The following is a 16,525-nucleotide window of genomic DNA, read 5'->3' as shown; positions in this document are numbered from 1 at the left end:
CCCATTTCACCCAACGAGGGGGACGACATGAAACTCACCGACGCGCTGTCGGGGGTGGCGCTGATCCTGCTGGGGCTGTTCATGCTGTGGCAGGCGGCGCAATTTCCCGTGTTCGCGGGCCAGCCCTACGGGGCGGCGCTGCTGCCGCGCATCCTTGCCGCGGGCTTCGTGATCGGCGGCGCGCTGCTGGTCCTGCGCGACATCGCCGCGCGCAGGCAGGCGGGCGGGCCGATCGTGGCCTTCGCGGACGAACTGCGGCGTCCCGCGGGCTGGGCCGCGATGGCCGCCGTGCTGGGCAACGTGCTGGCGCAAGTGCTGCTGGGACCGCATCTGGGCTATCTTCCGGTCTCGGTAGCGGGGCTTCTGGTGCTGTTCCTCGTGCTGCGGCTGCCGCTTCTGCAGGCGGCGGGGCTGGCGGTCGGGACGACGGCGCTGTGCTGGTGGCTGTTCGCGGTGCTGCTGCGCGTGCCGCTGCCGCGCGGTCTGCTGGAAGGGATCGTCTGAGATGCCCATGACCGACATTCTTCTGCAGGCGCTGATGCTGGTCGCCGAACCGCGCGTGCTGATCACGGCGCTGCTGGCCGGGGCCTTCGGCATGTTCGTCGGCGCCATGCCGGGGCTGACGGCCACGATGGCGACGGCGCTGCTGGTCCCCATGACCTTCTTCATGGAGCCGATCCCCGCGCTGGCCGCGATCGTGTCGGCCAGCGGCATGGCGATCTTCGCGGGCGACATTCCGGGCGCGCTGCTGCGCATTCCGGGCACGCCCGCCTCGGCCGCCTATGTCGAGGACAGCCACCGGCTGGCGATGAAGGGCAAGCTGAACCTCGCGCTTGGGACGAACCTGCTGGTCAGCTGCATCGGCGGGCTGTTCGGCGTGGCCGTGCTGATCGCCGCCGCCCCCATGCTGGCCGAGTTCGCGCTGCGCTTCACGTCCTACGAATATTTCTGGCTGGCCGCACTGGGCCTGTCCTGCGCGATCTTCATCGCCTCGGCCGACCCGCTGAAGGCGGGCGTGGCGCTGCTGATCGGGCTGGCGATGGCGACGGTCGGGCTGGACCCCACGACGGGGGTGCCGCGCTTCACCATGGGTCAGGTGGACCTGATGGCGGGGGTCGAGTTCATCCCCGCCATGATCGGTCTTTTCGCGCTGGCCGAGGTGATGCGCGGCGTGATCCGGCTGAACCACGGCAGCCCGCCCCCCGCCATGCCGCGCGGCGACGGGGCGCTGTTCAAGGGCGTCGGCGGCGTCATCCGCCGTCATCCGGGCAATATCGCGCGCGGATCGCTGCTGGGGGCGCTGATCGGTGCGCTGCCGGGGGCGGGGGCCGATATCGCGGCCTGGATGTCCTATGCCGTGTCCAAGCGGTTCTCGAAGACGCCCGAGGCCTATGGCACCGGCCATGTCGAGGGGCTGGTCGATGCCTCGGCCGCCAACAACTCGGCCGTGGGCGGGGCGTGGATCCCGGCGCTGGTCTTCGGCATCCCCGGCGACAGCGTGACGGCCATCGTGATCGGCGTGCTGTACATGAAGGGGATGAACCCCGGCCCGACCGTGTTCATCCAGAACCCGCAGCTGATCTATGCGGTGTTCATGATCTTCATCCTGACGACGCTGATGATGGTCCCGCTTGGCTGGGTGGCGGTCAAGGCCGCGCGACAGGTGCTGCGCGTGCCGCCGCGGGTGCTGCTGCCGGTGGTTCTCAGCTTCTGCATCGTGGGGGCGTTCGCGATGACCAATTCGGTCTTCGGGATCGTGGTGATGCTTGCGCTCGGGGTGCTGGGCTGGCTGCTGGAGGAGAACGGCTTTCCCGTCGCGCCGATCATCCTGGGCCTGGTCCTGGGCGGCATGTTCGAGAGGATGTTCATGACCTCGATGATCAAGTCCGGCGGCGATCTGGGCGCGTTCTTCGACAGGCCCATCGCGGCCACGCTCGGGGTGGCGGTGCTGTTGATCTGGGGGCTGGCGATCCTGGGCGCGGTCAGGCGGATGCTTGCCCCGGCGGGGTGTCCGTTGCAGAAGGCGGGCCACAGCAAGAACTGAAGGCCCGCGCCCCATGACCATCTTCGTCGATGCCGATGCCTGCCCCGTCAAGTCCGAGGTCGAGCGTGTCGGCACCCGCCATCGCGTCCAGATGGTCGTCGTGTCGAACGGGGGCATCCGCCCATCTCAGAACCCGCTGGTGCGGATGGTGGTGGTGCCCGAAGGCCCGGACGAGGCCGACAAGTGGATCGCCGAACAGGCGGGACCGGGGGATGTGGTGGTGACCGCCGACATCCCCCTTGCCGCCCGCTGCGTCGAGGCCGGCGCCCGCGTCCTGCGCCATGACGGCGAGGAACTGGGCCCGAACAATATTGGCAGCGTTCTGGCCATGCGCGACCTGATGACCGACCTGCGATCCGCCGATCCCTTCATGCAGGGGCGGGGGCGCGGCTTCACCAAGGCCGACCGGTCGCGGTTCCTTGACGGGCTGGAACGCGTCCTGCGCGCGGTGGCGAAAAAATGAGGGACCGGCGCCGGGGTGGCGCCGGTCCCCTTTCCCCGTGAGTGGGATCACGGAACCCGTCAGGCGTCGCGCGACAGCCTGTCGATGATGCTGCCAAGGAACGCGTTGCACCGGTCCAGCTGGTCCAGCGCCACGAACTCGTTCGGCTTGTGCGCCTGGTCGATCGAGCCGGGGCCGACGATGACCGACGGAATCCCGCCAAGCGTTTCGAACACGCCGCCTTCGGAGCCGAAGGACACCTTGCCGCCCCATTCGGGGAACAGGTCCGCATGGCGGGCGAAGGCATCGGTGCCGCGCGCCTCGCCCATGGCCGGATAGGCGAAGATCCGTTCGAAGACGATCCCCGCCCCGTCGGCCATTTGCGCCATCGGGCGTCCGACACGTTCCTCGATCCGGGCCAGAAGCCCTGCCATGTCGCCTTCCGCATCCATCCCGCTGATCGAGCGCAGCTCGAACGTGAAGCTGCAGCTTTCGGGGGTGATGTTCGTGGCAACGCCGCCCTCGATCATGGTGACCAGCATTGTGGCATGGGGCACGGTGAAGTCGTGATCGAACGGCCCGTTTTCGCCATATCCCCGCGCATGTTCGGCGATCATGTCGATGGCGCGGGCGGCATGTTCGATGGCGTTGACGTGCCGGGGCGCGAAGGACGAATGCCCCGAGGTGCCGGTGACCCGTGCGCGCATCGCGATCTTGCCCTTCTGGCCGGTCACCAGCCGCATCATCGAGGGTTCGCCGATGATGGCCAGTTCCGGCGGCACGGGCATCGCCGCAAGATGCCGCGCGATGGCGGGTGCGCCCAGGCAGCCGATTTCTTCGTCATGGCTGAAGCACAGGTGGACGGGCCGGGTCAGCTCGGCCTGCGCAACCCTTGGCGCGACGGTCATCGCGCAGGCCGCGAAGCCCTTCATGTCGCAGGCCCCCCGACCGTAAAGCCGCCCGTCCGCGACCCGCGCCGAGAAGGGATCGCCCTGCCATTCGGGCTCGTCGGCGGGCACGACGTCGGTATGGCCCGACCAGACGATGCCGGCTGCATCCTCGGGGCCGAAGCTGGCGACCAGGTTCGCCTTCTGCCCGGTCGCGTCGGGCAGGATCGCGATCCGTGCGCCCAAGGCCCCCAGAAAGGCTGCCATGTGGTCGATCAGGTCGCGATTGCCGTTGCGCGATACCGTGTCGAAGCCGATCAGGTCGGCCAGGTGGCCGATCGTCCGGTCCAGATCGCTGCTTCGGTTTTGGGTGGGGGCGCTCATGATGCGAGGGCCTTTCTGTCGTTGTTCTTGCGGATCTCGCGGCGGATGGTGATGGCGATCACGAAGACGATCAGGGCGGCAAAGCCCCATGTGATCGGCGTCGAGACCAGCACCATCGGATCGCCACGAGAGATTGCGATGGCGCGGCGCATGTTCTCTTCCAGCGTCGGGCCCAGGATGAAGGCGATCAGGAAGGGCGCGGTGGGGATGTTCAGCAGGAACATCGCGAAGCCCACCAGCCCCATGACCAGAAGCACCGCCACGTCGAACATGCTGGACGAGATGGCATAGATCCCGAACAGGCACAGCAGCAGGACCAGCGGCGTCAGCAGCGTCTGCGGGATGTGCGAGACGTGCTGGAACATGCGCATCGTCGCCTTGCCCGCGAAGAACAGCAGCACCGACGATACCAGCATCCCGATCAGCAGCATGTAGATCTCGTGCAGGTTCGTCTGGAACAGCATCGGCCCGGGCGTCAGGCCCTGGATCATGAAGGCGCCCAGCATCACGCCGGTGATGACATCGCCCGGCACCCCAAGCGCCAGCAGCGGGATCATCGTCGCGCCGCATGCGCCGTTATTGGCGGATTCCGATGCGGCGATGCCCTCCAGCTCTCCGTTGCCGAAATTCGCGCCGTTGCGGCTGCTGCGCTGCGCCTCGCCATACGAAAAGAACGCCGCCGCCGACGGCCCGATCCCAGGGATGGCCCCCAGCACCGACCCGATGGCCGAGCCCTTGAGGATCGAACGGAGCGAGCCCATGAACTCGGCCCGCGTGACATGCTGCGCGCCAAGGGTCGCGGCCTCTTCGCGGGTATCGGCGCGCAGGACGATCAGCTTGATCAGCTCGGGCAGGGCGAACAGCCCGATCAGCACCGGCGCGATGGCAAGCCCCGCCTGCATGTCGGGCGTGAAGGCGAAGCGGAAGGACCCGTACATGTCCTCGCCCACGGTGGCCAGCAGCAGGCCGAACGCCGCCGAGACCAGCCCCAGCAGCAACGAGTTGCCCGAGACGCCCGCCACCGTGGTCAGCGCGAACAGCATCAGCATGAAGAACTCGGGCGGGCCGATCTTCAGCGCCAGCATCGCAAGCGGCGCGGCGAAGAAGATCAGCGACAGGTTCGACACGAAATCCCCGATGACCGAGGAGTATAGCGCCATGTTCAGCGCCTTGCCGGCCTTGCCCTGCCGCGCCAGCGGATAGCCGTCCAGCGCGGTGCAGGCCGCCGATGCCGTGCCCGGCGTCTTGATCAGGATGGCCGAGACCGACCCCCCATAGGTCGACCCCTTGTAGAGCGCGACCAGCAGAAGGATCGACGGCACCGGGTCCATGTAGAAGGTGAAGGGCAGGGCCAGCGTCACGGCCATCGTCCCGGTCATGCCGGGAATGGCGCCGACGATGACGCCGCCCCAGATGCCCGCCGCCATGATCAGCAGGTTCTGGATCGTCGCGACGGCCTGGATCGCCGTCAGGATGTCATGGATCATATCGGTCCTTCCTTCAGAAGCCGAAGGGCTTGAACAGGCCCTGCGGGAACTGCGTTCCCAGGGCCGAGTGGAAGAAGATCGCCAGCGCCACCGGCCCGCCGATCGCCAGAAGCGCGATCCAGACATGGCGGCCGCGTTCGCCGGTCATCAGGATCATCGCCAGCGTCAGGGCCATGCCTGCCACGACGAAGCCCGCGACCGGCACCAGCGCCAGGAACGCCGCGAAGGCCGCGACGACGCCTGCCAGCCGCATCGCCATGCGAAGGGGGCTGCTGCCGTCGTGATCGACCGGCTCGGGGGGCGCGCTGCGCAGAAGGGCCGCGGCCAGGGCCAGAAGGCCCAGAACCGCGCCCGCGATGGCGACGGTGCGCGGCCACATGTCGGGCGGGGGCGCGAAGCCGGGGATGAAGGCCGGGCGGGGGACGTGGATGGGGATCAGCAGGGCGGCTGTCACCGCGAAGAAGGCAGTGATCAGCAGCCCCCGCAGGACGGGCTTGGACATGGGATGCCTCTGGAAGGGATGTGGACTGCGGCGCGGCCCCCTGCAGGGCCGCGCGCGGTTGCCTTACTGGGGCAGATAGCCGAATTCGACGGCCATGCCGTGGAACAGGTCGTATTGCGACTGGGCATACTCCGCCATCTCGACGCTGCCGATGGTCGAGATCGAGCCGCGACGCTCCGCCAGCTCTTGCCACTGATCGTTCTGGGCGACCTGGCCAAGAACGCCGTCCCATGTCTCGATTACCTCGGCGGGCAGGTCCTTGGGACCGTAGAGCGCGCTCCAGCCCGCGATCTGGCCGGCCTTCTCGAAGCCCAGCTCGGACGCGGTGGCGACCTCGGGCAGGGCGTCCATGCGCTGCGGGGCGAAGACCATCAGCGGCTTCATGTCGCCGCTGGCGATATGCGGCATCAGCGACCCCGCGGCCATCGCCACGAAATCGACATGGCCGCCCAGCAGCGCCGTCGCCAGCGCGCCGCCGCCCTTGTAGGGGACCAGCGTCGCGGCGGTCAGCGGATCGAGATCGCTGTCGGCCAGCAGGGCCTGCGTGGTGAAGCCGTCGATCGCCGTCGCGCCCGACGCGGCATAGGTCATCGCGCCGTTGCTGTCGCGAATGGCCGCGATCAGGTCCTCCACGCTGTCATAGGGGGCGTCGGCGCGTACCGCCAGGATCATCGGCGTGGCCTCGAGCGCGCCGAGGAAGGTGTAGGCATCGTGCGGCACCGCGTTGCCCGGCGTGACGGCAGGCGACAGCGCCATGCCGACCCGCGCCAGCAGCAGGGTATAGCCGTCGGCATCGGCCTCGGTCACGGAACGCGCGCCGTTCATGCCGCCCGCGCCGGGCTTGTTCATCACCGTGACCGGCTGGCCCAGATATTCCGGCGCGACCTCGGCCAAGGCGCGACCGGCAAGGTCGGATGCGCCGCCGGGGCCGTAGGGCACGACCAGCGTGACCGCCTGATCGGGATAGGCTTGGGCGAATACGGGGCTTGCGGTTGCCATCGCGGCCAGTGCGACGGATCCGAGAATCTTCTTCATGGGGCTACCTCGCCTTGATTGATCCGTGTGGATCTTGTTGGACGGGGCCACCATCCACAGTATTCCGCAGCTGGCAAGAACGCGCTATCAGTATGCGAAACGTGCATACCGAGGGAACGCCATGAAGATCCGCGAACTGGAAGCCTTCGACGCCTTCATGCGGCTGGGCGGGGTCAAGCTGGCTGCCGAGCACCTGGGCAGCAGCCAGCCCATGATCAGCAGGTTGCTGATATCGCTGGAGGAAAAGCTGGGGTTCGAGCTGTTCCTGCGCAAGCGCAACCGCCTGTCCCCCACGCCCGAGGCGTTCCGTTTCCACCCCACGGTCGCGCGTCACCTTGCGGGCCTGCGGTCGCTGGAACAGGAGGCCTCGGCGATCGCGGCGGGGCAGGTCGGGCACCTGGTGATCGCCGCGCAGCCGATCTTCTGCGACACCTTCCTTCTGGACGCGCTTGGCCGTTTCCGCCTGACCCACCCCGAGGTGACGGTCCAGATCGTCGATGTCGGCATGGCCGAGATGCTGCGCATGATCAGCGAGGGGCGCTGCGACCTGGCCTTCGGGATCACCCTTAACGCCGAGGCCTTCGGCGGCACCTCTCGGACGCTGGCCGATTGCGAGGCGCGCTGCATCCTGCCCAAGGGTCACCCCCAGGGCGACCAGCCCGAGATCCCGCTGCCGCGCCTGCGCCACGAATGGTTCATCGACCTGGCCCAGGGCAGCCCGCTGCGCCAGCGCATCGACAACATGATGCAGACCATCGACGTCCATCGCGACATCGCCGCCGAGCTGCGCACGCTCCACGGCATCGTCAGCCTGGTCGAACGCGGCGTGGGCGTCGCCATCGTCGATCCCGTCGCGCTGCGGCTGATTGACCCCGCCAAGGTCACCTCGCACCGCCTGGTCCCCGCCATCACCTGGGAGATCGCGGAATTCGCCCCTCGCGACCGTCCCCCCGGCATCGCGGCCCGCGCCTTCGCCGATGCCGTCCAGGCCGAGATCGATATCCTGAAGCATAGCGGCATCGTCACCTGATGCGGCCAGCTTGCGGAACGCGGCCCGCGCAGGCATAGTGGCGAAAGGTCGCAGTGTCCCCTGCGGCCCATCTTGGGTGACCGGGCCCCTCTGGCGGATGTGGCGGCGCATTCCGTGATGTCGGCACCGATACGAGACACGCCGCACGGACAATTTCCGAAAATGACACAGGGAACAATCGACGTCCCCGGCCGCGCCATGGCGGGCTATTTCAAGTGGGCGTTCATCGTGACGGCGCTTGGGCTCGCGATGGGCGCGGTGCTGGGCTGGCAGATGACCGGCACCATCGGCGGCATGGCTGGCATCTTCTTCATCTGCACGGTGCTGGCCGTGCTGGAAATCTCGTTGTCCTTCGACAATGCCATCGTCAACGCGAACAAGCTGAAGACGATGACCCCCGAATGGCAGCGCCGCTTCCTGACCTGGGGCATCCTGATCGCGGTCTTCGGGATGCGCATCGTCTTTCCGCTGCTGATCGTGGTGATCGCGGCGGGCATCGGGCCGTGGCAGGCGCTGGTGCTGGCCGCCAGCCAGCCCGCGGAATACGCGCGCATCATGCATGACGCGCATCTGCCCATCGCGGCCTTCGGCGGCACCTTCCTGATGATGGTCGGGCTGAGCTTCTTCTTCGACCATGAAAAGGACGTGCACTGGGTGCGCTGGCTGGAACGGCGCATGCAGGAATACGCCACCGTCCGCGGGATCGAGGTGGCCTTCGTGCTGGTCGTCATGCTGGGCTTCTCGCGCCTGCTGGGTCCGGTCGAACGCGAGGTCTTCCTGCATTCCGCCATCTGGGGCCTGCTGACCTTCCTGCTGGTCGAGGTGCTGGGCGGCCTTCTGGACCGCAGCCAGGAGACGCTGAAGGCGGGTGCGCAGGGCGGCGTCGGCGCGTTCCTGTATCTCGAGGTGCTGGACGCGTCCTTCAGCTTCGACGGCGTGATCGGGGCCTTCGCCCTGTCGCAGAACCTGTTCATCATCGCCATCGGCCTTGGGATCGGCGCGATGTATGTGCGATCCATGACCATCATGCTGGTCGAGAAGGGGACGCTGGCCGAATACCGGTACCTGGAACACGGGGCCTTCTGGGCGATCATCGCGCTGTCGGTCATCATGTATGCGCAGGCGCTGGTGCACATCCCCGAGGTCATCACCGGCCTTGGCGGCGCGGCGCTGATCGGGCTGTCCTTCTGGGCATCGGTCCGTCACAACAGGGCGGCCGCCCGATGAAATCGCGCCGGGCGGAACATCGGGTTGCGCCCGGCGCCCCGTTCGGGGCAGAAAACCGCGAGTGGAGGATATCGGCGGACGCCCTGCGCGTCGCCGTGGAAACGGAGCAAGCGAGTTGAGCGGACTACTGTGTATCGGCGAATGCATGATCGAGCTTTCGGGCGGTCAGGACGATCTTTATCGGGGGGGCTTTGCCGGGGACACGCTGAACACCGCCTGGCACGCCAAGGCGCATCTGGGTGACGTGCCCGTCGCCTTCTATACCGCGGTCGGGACGGACCGCATGTCGGACCGGATGCTGGACTTCTTCGCCACCGCCGATATCGACACGACCGGCGTGCTGCGCATTCCCGAACGCCGCCCCGGTCTTTACATGATCGAACAGCGCGACGGCGACCGGCACTTCACCTATTGGCGCGAGAATTCCGCCGCGCGGATGCTGGCCGAGGATGCGGGCCACCTGTCGCAGGTCATGGCGGGTCGCGACCTCGTCTATCTGTCGGGGATCACGCTGGCCATCCTGTCGCCCGCGGCGCGCGAACGCCTGCTGGGCGCGCTCAAGGATTGCCGCGTCGCCTTCGACCCGAACATCCGCCCGATCCTGTGGGAAAGCGCCGAGGTGATGTGCGACGTCATCATGCGTGCCGCAGCATTGTCGGACATCGTCCTGCCCAGCTTCGACGACGAGGCCGTGCATTTCGGCGATGCCGATCCGGCGGCGACCGTCGAACGCTATGCCCGCGCCAATCCCCGGGCCGAGATCGTGGTGAAGGACGGGCCGAAGCCCGCCCGCCTGCGCGCGGACGGACAAGACAGCCAGATCGAGGTGCCGCCCGTGGCCAGCGTCGTCGATGCGACCGGCGCGGGCGACAGCTTCAACGGCCGCTACCTGGCCGAGCGTCTGAAGGGGACCGCCCCGGATGCCGCCGCCCGTGCGGCCATCTCGACCTCGGGGCAGGTGATCGGGCATCACGGGGCGATCCCGCGCGGCTGATCACCCGGCGACGGCGATGCCGATCTTGCCGACATGGCCCTTTGCCAGGAACGCCTCTTGCGCGGCCCGCAGGTCGCGCAGGGCGAAGGTGCGCGCCAGGGCGGGACGGATCTCGCCCGCCTCGACATAGCGGACCAGGTCGGTGAACACGTTTTCGGGCTGAAAGGTGCTGCCCATCAGCGTCAGGTCGCGCAGGTACAGCGTGCGCAGGTCCAGTTCCACGATCGGCCCCGCGATGGCCCCCGAGGTGACATAGCGCCCGCCCTTGCGCAGCGCGGCCAAGACGCTTTCCCATCCCGCGCCCCCCACAAGGTCCAGCGCCACGTCGAAGCGGGCCTCGGGCAGGGGGGCGTCGCGGTCCAGCACCTCGTCCGCGCCAAGCGCGGTCAGGGCATCGGCCTTGGACGCGGTGCTGATCGCGGTGACATGCGCCCCGCGCCGCTTGGCCAGCTGGATCGCCGCCGACCCGACCCCGCCCGAGGCACCGGTGATCAGCACGCGTTCGGCCCCCAGCCCCGCACGCTGGATCATCCCCTCGGCGGTCGAGAAGGCGCAGGGAAAGCTTGCCAGCTCGACATCGCTCAGATCCGAGGTGACGGGAATGGCGTGACGCGCCTCGGCGGTGGTGTATTCGGCAAAGCTGCCGTCGCGTTCGGACCCCATCGTCGCCAGCGGCAGATCGCCGGTATCGCCCGCGGGCGCGAACATCGGGCGCAGCAGGACGCGCTGCCCGATGCGGGCCGGATCGACGCCCGCCCCGACCGCGCTGACGATCCCGCAGCAATCCGCGCCCTGGATGCGCGGAAACTGCAAGGCGCCGTTCCAGCCGCCATCGGCGTCCGAATCCCCGTCATAGCCGCCCGCCGCACCCGACGCGGTATCGCCGCGCACGGCCTTGGAATACCAGCCGGTGCGCGTGTTGATGTCGGTATTGTTCACCGCCGCCGCCAGCACGCGGACCTGCACCTCGCCGGGGGCGGGTTGCGGCACGGGCAGATCCTCGCGCCATTCCAGCCGGTCCAGCCCGCCATGTCCGGTCAGCACCATGCCTTTCATCGTCAGGGTCATTTCGGATCCTTTAGGTAAAACGTTCCTTCTACTTGCCGAGGTAGAGAGTTCGTTCTACATCGTCAAGCATGAACGAGACGATGACCAGGATCGCCGCAGGGCTCGAAGCATGCTTCGCGGCGCGCGGCTTTGCCGAACCCAGTGTGGAGGACCTGCGCGACGCGGCGGGGGTCAGCCTGCGCACGCTCTACAAATACGTGCCCTCTCGGCAGGACATGGTGCATGCCGCGATGGAGAACCGGCACCGCCGATACCTGGCGCGGGTGCTGGACGACCTGCCCGACGGTCCCGCCGCGCTGGACGAGGTGCTGGCCCGCGTCGCCGGCTGGATGCGGGACGAGACCTCGCATGGCTGCCTGTTCCACGCCGCCGTCGCCGCCGCCCCGCAGGATGCCGCCCTGCGCGACCTGCTGCAGCGTCACAAGGCCGAGGTTGCGGGGCGCATCGCCGCCGCGACCGGCCTGCAGGGCCACGAGGTCGCGCTGCTGCTGATCGTCGAGGGGCTGACACAGGGCTGGACGCTGCATGATGCCCGCGCATTGGACGCGGCGCAGGCGCTTGGTGCGCTGCTGCGGGCCGATGCCGCGAAATCGCCCCCGCAGGGCTTTGCCCCGCCCCGGCAATAGGCTAGCCCTTGGTCCTGCAAAAGGACCCGCATCATGCCCCCGAACGATTCCCCCCTTCGCGGCATCGCGCTGAAATGCCTCAGCGTGGCCGTCTTCACCTGCATGGCCGCGCTGGTGAAGGCCACCTCGGGCGGGCAGATGGCGGTCCCCGCGGGTGAACAGGTCTTCTTCCGGTCCTTCTTCGCGATCCCCGTCATCCTCGGCTGGCTGATCGCCCGAGGAGAGCTGTCGGTCGGCCTGCGCACGCACCGCCCGATGGGCCATTTCTATCGCGGGGTCGTGGGGACAATGGCGATGGGCCTGAACTTCTGGGCGCTGTCGCTGCTGACCTTCCCCGAGGTAACGGCCATCGGCTATGCCGCGCCGCTGCTGGTGGTGATCTTCGCGGCGATGTTCCTGAACGAGGAGGTGCGCCTGTTCCGGCTGGGGATGGTGGGGCTTGGCCTTGCGGGGGTGATGATCGTGCTGTCGCCGCAGCTGCATATCGGCGTGTCGGACACCGCGCGCCAGCTGGGCGCGGTCGTGACCCTTGGCGGGGCAAGCTGCGCGGCGCTGGCGCAGATCTTCGTGCGCAAGCTGGTCGAGGAGGAGAGGACATCGGCCATCGTCTTCTGGTTCTCGATCACCTCGACGCTGCTCAGCCTGACGACGCTGCCCTTCGGATGGGTGATGCCGGACGGGCAGACGCTGGCGCTGCTGATCGCGATGGGCCTTCTGGGCGGGTTGGGGCAGATCCTGCTGACCTCGGCCTATCGCTTTGCCGATGCGTCGCTGGTGGCGCCCTTCGACTATACCTCGATGGTGCTGGCGATCGTCATCGGCTGGTTCGCCTTCGGCGAGGCCCCGACCGCCATCGTGCTGTCGGGGACCGCGCTGGTGATCCTTGCGGGGCTGCTGATCATCTGGCGCGAACGCAGGCTGGGGCTGCAACGCACCCGCCAGCGCCGCGCGATGACCCCGCAGGGCTGATCCGTCACGCCTCGGCCATCAGCCGCAGGCTCTGACCGCCGAGGTCGCGGAAGGCACGCTGCCTGCAGGTCAGCACGATGATCTGCATGTCGGCGGCCTGCCGGTGCAGCGCGTCGAACATCCGCTCGATCCGTTCGTCGTCGGTAAAGACCAGCGCGTCGTCCAGGATCACCGGTGCGCTGCGGCCCGCATTGCCAAGAAGCCGCGCGAAGGCCAGCCGCACCAGCAGCGCGATCTGCTCCTGAGTGCCGCCCGACAGGATGTCCAGCGGCTCGGGCCGGCCGTCGCGGATCAGCGCGTCGGGCAGCAGCGAATCCTCGGACCAGGACAGGTCGGCATCGGGCCACAATAGCGCGAGCAGGGGGCGCAACTCGCGGGCGATCGGCTCGAAATAGCGTTCGCGGGCCTCGGTCCGGGCGGCCGTCAGCGCGGTTGCCAGGCGTTGCAGCACGGCGACCTCGTGGTCGATCCGCTGCAATTCGCCGGTGGCGAAGTCCAGTTCCTCGAGGCAGGCGGTCAGCCGTTCCTCGACCGCCTCGCCCGAGGCATGGTCGATGCGTTCGTCCAGCGTCGCAAGCTCGACCCGGATCTGTTCGGTCCGGTTGCGCGCGCCCTCGTCGACCGAGCGGGCGCGCGTCAGCGCCGCCTTGCATCCCGCAAGATCGGGCGCATCGGTGCCCGCGCGTTCCAGCTCGGCATGGGCAAGGGCAAGCGCGGCATTCGCGTCCCGCGCGGCCCCGGCGATGGCGTCCGCATCCTCGAACCCCGCAAGGCTGTCGGTCGCGCGGGTCAGGCGGCCATGGATCTCGGCCTGCCGCATTTCCGCGCGGGTAAGCGTGTCGCGCAGTTCGGCCAGACGACCTGCGCGGGCATCGCGGGTGGCGCGCGCCAGCGTTTCGGCCTGGCGGGCCGCGTCATGCGCGTTTGCGGCCTCGGTCGGCAAGGGCGCATCGGGGTCGGCGCGATCCTCGGGCAGGGCGGCCAGTTGGCTGCGCAGCGCGTCCAGGCCGTCAGGCGCGATGCCCGCCAGCCTTGCGGCGGCCTCGGCCTGCTGGCGTTCCGCCTGCGCCCTTGCGGCAGCGCTTGCGCGCGCGGCGGCCAGATCGGGCACGTCCAGCGCGGCCAGCGCGTCGCGGAGCGCCTTGGCCGCGTCCTCGTGCGCCTGGTCGTCGCCGCCCTGGGCCGGGCGGATGGTCAGCTGGCCGATGCCCGGCATCGCGATGGTCGCGACGCGCGACAGGGGCAGCGTCGCGCCATCCTCGATCTGCGCGCCGTCCAGCTGCAACCGTACCGCGCCGGAATAGCTTGCGGTGATTTGCGTGGCCGAGGCCCGCCGCGCGGCATCAGCGGTGGCAAGGCGCAGCGACAGATACTCGATCCGGGCAAGCTGGTCCTGCGTGACCCCACCGATGCGGGCGCGGGCCTGTTCCTGCTGGGTCCGCGCGGCTTCGGCCAGCGCGATGCGGTCGGTCAGGTCCTTGCGGAGGGCGGCGGATTGGCGTGCGGCATGGGCGCGGTCGGCGCGCTGGCGCTCGGCCTCGGTCCGCTGCAGGGCTGCGGTCGCGGCGTCCAGTTCGGCCTGCGCCGCATCCAGCGCGTCCCGCGCCTCGGCATAGGCTGCCTGCGCATCGGCCAGCGACAGATCGGCATCCGCCAGAAGCTGCGCCGACTGCTGCTGTTCGACGCGGGCGCGATCCAGATCCGCCAGCCGCCGCTGCGCGGAATCCGCCTGCAGGCGCGCGGTCCGCAGGATGCCGCCCAGGCGGTCCATCTCGGCCGCATGGCGTTCGGCGGCGGCATGTTCGGCCTGCGCGATCTCCAGCCGCTTGGCGCGGGCGGCGACGGCCTCGGGGTCGGTCAGCTCCGCCAGCTCTCGCCTTGCGGTCTGCCTGCGGGCCAGTGCGCCGTGCAGGTCGTCGGCCAGCCGCGACAGCCGGTCACGCTCGACCGTCAGATCCGCGACGCGATCCTGCGCGGCCCGCCACGGGCCGTTCGCCTTCACCCGCCCCGTATCGGTCGCATAGAGCCGCAGCTCCTCGCGGCAGCGGCGCAGCGCGTCGTCCATGCGCCGCCCGCCAGTCATCGCCTCGACCTCCTCGCCAACCGAGGACAGCAGGTCGCGCCGCGCTTCCAGCCCGGCGGCCTTCTCGGCCTTGCCGGCCTCGACCAAGGACGTCATGCCCTGCCGGACCCAGATGAGCCCCGCCGGACCGCCCGCGTCCTGCCCAAGGCACCGCGCGATCCAATCCTCGGCGGCGTCGGACTGGGCGATCATGGTGCCGCCCCGGGTGACGGTCGCGGCAGGCTTCTGCATCCAGCGCTTGGTGATGGTGAAGCGGCCGTCGGGCAGCTCGATCTCGACCGAGATCTCGGGTGCGCCGCCGGAATGGGGACGCAGGGCCTTGATCTCCTTGTCGGCGCTGCCATGGGCCTTGAAGAAGACCGCGTGGATCGCGTCGAACAGGGTGGACTTGCCGAACTCGTTCGGTTCGCTCAGCACGTTCAGCCCGTCCTGGAAGCCGTCGATGCGGACGGTTCCGGTGAACTGTCGCACATTCGTCAGGGCGATGGACCGCAGTCTCATTCCGCGCCCTCCTTCACATAGGAGTAGAGCCGCGCCAGCGCGTCGCGGGCGATGCGGTCGTCGGGATCGGCGGCAAGCGCCTCGGCCGCGATGCGCAGCGCGCCGCCGGGGCGGTCGATCAGGTCCAGATCGCTTGCGTCATGCTCGGTCGCCAGATCGTCTGCGCGGATCTCGAAATGGGCGAATTCGGGGGCGGCAGCCAAGGCAGCCGCCATCAGTTCGGCCCGTCCTGCCAGCCGCGCGCGGCCCGACAGGCGCAGCCGCAGCAGCGTGTCGCGCCGCCCCGTGGGCGGCAGCGCCAGCGCCAGCGCCGCCACGGCATCCGCGCCGGGGGTCACCTGCAGCGCGATCTCGGTCCAGTGGAAATGCCCCGTGCGAACCTCGGTCACCTGCGGCGCGGCGCCGGGGGCGTCGATGGTGACGGCCAGGCAGAGGCCGGGCGTGCCGTGCTTGAACCGGTCCTGTTCGGGCGAGCCGCAGTAATGCACGCGGTCGGACACGCGCATCCGCCCATGCCAGTCGCCAAGCGCAAGATAGTCGAGCCGCGCGCGCGCGTCGCGATCGGGGGCGATGGCCCCGCCGCTGTCGGTGAAATCGGTCACGCCGCCATGGGCCAGCCCGATGCGGATGTCGCCCGCGGGGACCTCCATCTGCTGCATCGCCTCGGTCGGGTCCGAGGCACCGGCGCGGAAGCGGACGGGGCAGGGCAGCAGCGTGACGCCCGGGCGGATCGCGACGGGGCGATCGGCGTCCAGCACGGCGATGTTGGAATGCCCCGCCTGCCGGACCGTGTCCCACAAGGGTTCGGCGTCGCGCAGGTTGTCGTGGTTTCCGGGCAGCAGCCACCAGGTCAGGTCCGCAGCCTCGGCCATCGCAGCGACGGCCTGCCGCACGATCGCGGGCGAGGGGGTGGGCGTGTCGAAGCTGTCGCCCGCCAGCAGGACATGCGCGGCCCCGTGATCCCGCGCCGCGCGGGCAAGGGCTGCGATGGCGCCGTGGCGGGCCTCCATCAGGCGGCCCCGGATATTGCCGTCGGCGGGCTGGGGGATGCTGGCGAACTTCCTGCCCAGATGCAGGTCGGAGCTGTGGATGAAGCGGAAACTCATGGATGCTCGTGAAATGCCGTGATGAATGCGGGGGATGCGCCCCGGACCATTCATGACAGCGTGGACGCGCGGTTGAAACGGACGATTGCATAAAGATTGCGCGCCCGCCGCGCGCAACGAAAAGGCCCCGGCATCGCGCG

Annotated in this window: 15 protein-coding genes; 8 read left to right on the top strand and 7 right to left on the bottom strand. The window is 69.1% G+C overall.

Features of this window, described 5'->3' with window-relative positions; all coding sequences use genetic code 11:
- The first annotated feature begins 27 nt into the window (after positions 1 to 27).
- The 3 genes from QMZ16_RS06890 to QMZ16_RS06880 are packed head-to-tail and all read left to right on the top strand — an operon-like array spanning position 28 to position 2,507.
- Entirely contained in the window at positions 28 to 504 is a 477-nt protein-coding gene (locus QMZ16_RS06890) for a tripartite tricarboxylate transporter TctB family protein (protein WP_282602667.1), read from the top strand.
- Positions 505 to 511: 7 nt separating this feature from the next.
- Complete coding sequence (locus QMZ16_RS06885) at positions 512 to 2,044, top strand: tripartite tricarboxylate transporter permease (protein ID WP_282602666.1); 1,533 nt, start codon at positions 512 to 514, stop codon at positions 2,042 to 2,044.
- A 13-nt stretch (positions 2,045 to 2,057) separates the two neighbouring features.
- Positions 2,058 to 2,507 carry a YaiI/YqxD family protein gene (locus QMZ16_RS06880; protein WP_022706172.1) on the top strand — a complete coding sequence of 150 codons (450 nt, stop codon included), beginning with the start codon at positions 2,058 to 2,060 and terminating at the stop codon, positions 2,505 to 2,507.
- Between the two features lie 59 nt (positions 2,508 to 2,566).
- Here QMZ16_RS06880 and argE read toward each other — a convergent pair whose 3' ends face one another.
- The 4 genes from argE to QMZ16_RS06860 all read right to left on the bottom strand — a co-directional run bounded on the left by argE (position 2,567) and on the right by QMZ16_RS06860 (position 6,781).
- A complete protein-coding gene (gene argE / locus QMZ16_RS06875) occupies positions 2,567 to 3,757 on the bottom strand; it encodes an acetylornithine deacetylase (protein ID WP_282602665.1) in 1,191 nt (396 codons plus the stop codon).
- Entirely contained in the window at positions 3,754 to 5,244 is a 1,491-nt protein-coding gene (locus tag QMZ16_RS06870; protein WP_282602664.1) for a tripartite tricarboxylate transporter permease, read from the bottom strand. Before QMZ16_RS06870 ends, argE begins: the two co-directional genes overlap by 4 nt.
- Positions 5,245 to 5,257: 13 nt before the next feature.
- Positions 5,258 to 5,746, bottom strand: coding sequence for a tripartite tricarboxylate transporter TctB family protein (locus QMZ16_RS06865; protein ID WP_282602663.1), 489 nt, complete (start codon positions 5,744 to 5,746; stop codon positions 5,258 to 5,260).
- Between the two features lie 63 nt (positions 5,747 to 5,809).
- Entirely contained in the window at positions 5,810 to 6,781 is a 972-nt protein-coding gene (locus tag QMZ16_RS06860; protein ID WP_282602662.1) for a tripartite tricarboxylate transporter substrate binding protein, read from the bottom strand.
- A gap of 121 nt (positions 6,782 to 6,902) precedes the next feature.
- Here QMZ16_RS06860 and QMZ16_RS06855 point away from each other — a divergent pair, with 121 nt between their 5' ends.
- The 3 genes from QMZ16_RS06855 (at position 6,903) to QMZ16_RS06845 (ending at position 10,032) form a co-directional block, all read left to right on the top strand.
- Positions 6,903 to 7,811, top strand: coding sequence for a LysR family transcriptional regulator (locus QMZ16_RS06855; RefSeq protein ID WP_282602661.1), 909 nt, complete (start codon positions 6,903 to 6,905; stop codon positions 7,809 to 7,811).
- 162 nt (positions 7,812 to 7,973) lie between these two features.
- Positions 7,974 to 9,038, top strand: coding sequence for a DUF475 domain-containing protein (locus tag QMZ16_RS06850; RefSeq protein WP_282602660.1), 1,065 nt, complete (start codon positions 7,974 to 7,976; stop codon positions 9,036 to 9,038).
- Between the two features lie 115 nt (positions 9,039 to 9,153).
- Entirely contained in the window at positions 9,154 to 10,032 is an 879-nt protein-coding gene (locus QMZ16_RS06845) for a sugar kinase (protein ID WP_282602659.1), read from the top strand.
- Here the strand turns inward: QMZ16_RS06845 and QMZ16_RS06840 are convergent, their stop codons facing one another.
- Positions 10,033 to 11,100 carry an alcohol dehydrogenase family protein gene (locus tag QMZ16_RS06840; protein WP_282602658.1) on the bottom strand — a complete coding sequence of 356 codons (1,068 nt, stop codon included), beginning with the start codon at positions 11,098 to 11,100 and terminating at the stop codon, positions 10,033 to 10,035.
- A gap of 80 nt (positions 11,101 to 11,180) precedes the next feature.
- On the opposite strand from QMZ16_RS06840, the gene QMZ16_RS06835 reads away from it, so the two are divergent.
- Both QMZ16_RS06835 and QMZ16_RS06830 read left to right on the top strand, forming a co-directional pair.
- Positions 11,181 to 11,726: a TetR/AcrR family transcriptional regulator gene (locus QMZ16_RS06835; protein ID WP_282602657.1), complete on the top strand. Its 546-nt coding sequence runs from the start codon at positions 11,181 to 11,183 to the stop codon at positions 11,724 to 11,726.
- A 33-nt stretch (positions 11,727 to 11,759) separates the two neighbouring features.
- Positions 11,760 to 12,695, top strand: coding sequence for a DMT family transporter (locus tag QMZ16_RS06830; protein ID WP_022706162.1), 936 nt, complete (start codon positions 11,760 to 11,762; stop codon positions 12,693 to 12,695).
- Positions 12,696 to 12,699: 4 nt separating this feature from the next.
- Here the strand turns inward: QMZ16_RS06830 and QMZ16_RS06825 are convergent, their stop codons facing one another.
- Both QMZ16_RS06825 and QMZ16_RS06820 read right to left on the bottom strand, forming a co-directional pair.
- Positions 12,700 to 15,279 carry an AAA family ATPase gene (locus QMZ16_RS06825; RefSeq protein WP_282602656.1) on the bottom strand — a complete coding sequence of 860 codons (2,580 nt, stop codon included), beginning with the start codon at positions 15,277 to 15,279 and terminating at the stop codon, positions 12,700 to 12,702.
- Complete coding sequence (locus tag QMZ16_RS06820; protein WP_282602655.1) at positions 15,276 to 16,385, bottom strand: metallophosphoesterase; 1,110 nt, start codon at positions 16,383 to 16,385, stop codon at positions 15,276 to 15,278. Before QMZ16_RS06820 ends, QMZ16_RS06825 begins: the two co-directional genes overlap by 4 nt.
- Between the last annotated feature and the right edge of the window lie 140 nt (positions 16,386 to 16,525).

It is taken from the genome of Paracoccus sp. PARArs4 (assembly GCF_947311865.1).
GTDB lineage: Bacteria > Pseudomonadota > Alphaproteobacteria > Rhodobacterales > Rhodobacteraceae > Paracoccus > Paracoccus zeaxanthinifaciens.
Note: the sequence above shows the minus strand (reverse complement) of the source record. Positions and strands in the feature narration are given on the sequence as shown.

What these genes read in the sequence shown, in the direction of transcription:
- QMZ16_RS06885 (WP_282602666.1), top strand. Translation starts at nt 512, where the DNA reads ATGACCGACATTCTTCTGCAGGCGCTGATGCTGGTCGCCGAACCGCGC.
- QMZ16_RS06890 (WP_282602667.1), top strand. Translation starts at nt 28, where the DNA reads ATGAAACTCACCGACGCGCTGTCGGGGGTGGCGCTGATCCTGCTGGGG.
- QMZ16_RS06860 (WP_282602662.1), bottom strand. Translation starts at nt 6,781, where the DNA reads ATGAAGAAGATTCTCGGATCCGTCGCACTGGCCGCGATGGCAACCGCA.
- QMZ16_RS06850 (WP_282602660.1), top strand. Translation starts at nt 7,974, where the DNA reads ATGACACAGGGAACAATCGACGTCCCCGGCCGCGCCATGGCGGGCTAT.
- QMZ16_RS06880 (WP_022706172.1), top strand. Translation starts at nt 2,058, where the DNA reads ATGACCATCTTCGTCGATGCCGATGCCTGCCCCGTCAAGTCCGAGGTC.
- QMZ16_RS06865 (WP_282602663.1), bottom strand. Translation starts at nt 5,746, where the DNA reads ATGTCCAAGCCCGTCCTGCGGGGGCTGCTGATCACTGCCTTCTTCGCG.
- QMZ16_RS06830 (WP_022706162.1), top strand. Translation starts at nt 11,760, where the DNA reads ATGCCCCCGAACGATTCCCCCCTTCGCGGCATCGCGCTGAAATGCCTC.
- argE (WP_282602665.1), bottom strand. Translation starts at nt 3,757, where the DNA reads ATGAGCGCCCCCACCCAAAACCGAAGCAGCGATCTGGACCGGACGATC.
- QMZ16_RS06840 (WP_282602658.1), bottom strand. Translation starts at nt 11,100, where the DNA reads ATGACCCTGACGATGAAAGGCATGGTGCTGACCGGACATGGCGGGCTG.
- QMZ16_RS06835 (WP_282602657.1), top strand. Translation starts at nt 11,181, where the DNA reads ATGACCAGGATCGCCGCAGGGCTCGAAGCATGCTTCGCGGCGCGCGGC.
- QMZ16_RS06820 (WP_282602655.1), bottom strand. Translation starts at nt 16,385, where the DNA reads ATGAGTTTCCGCTTCATCCACAGCTCCGACCTGCATCTGGGCAGGAAG.
- QMZ16_RS06870 (WP_282602664.1), bottom strand. Translation starts at nt 5,244, where the DNA reads ATGATCCATGACATCCTGACGGCGATCCAGGCCGTCGCGACGATCCAG.
- QMZ16_RS06825 (WP_282602656.1), bottom strand. Translation starts at nt 15,279, where the DNA reads ATGAGACTGCGGTCCATCGCCCTGACGAATGTGCGACAGTTCACCGGA.
- QMZ16_RS06855 (WP_282602661.1), top strand. Translation starts at nt 6,903, where the DNA reads ATGAAGATCCGCGAACTGGAAGCCTTCGACGCCTTCATGCGGCTGGGC.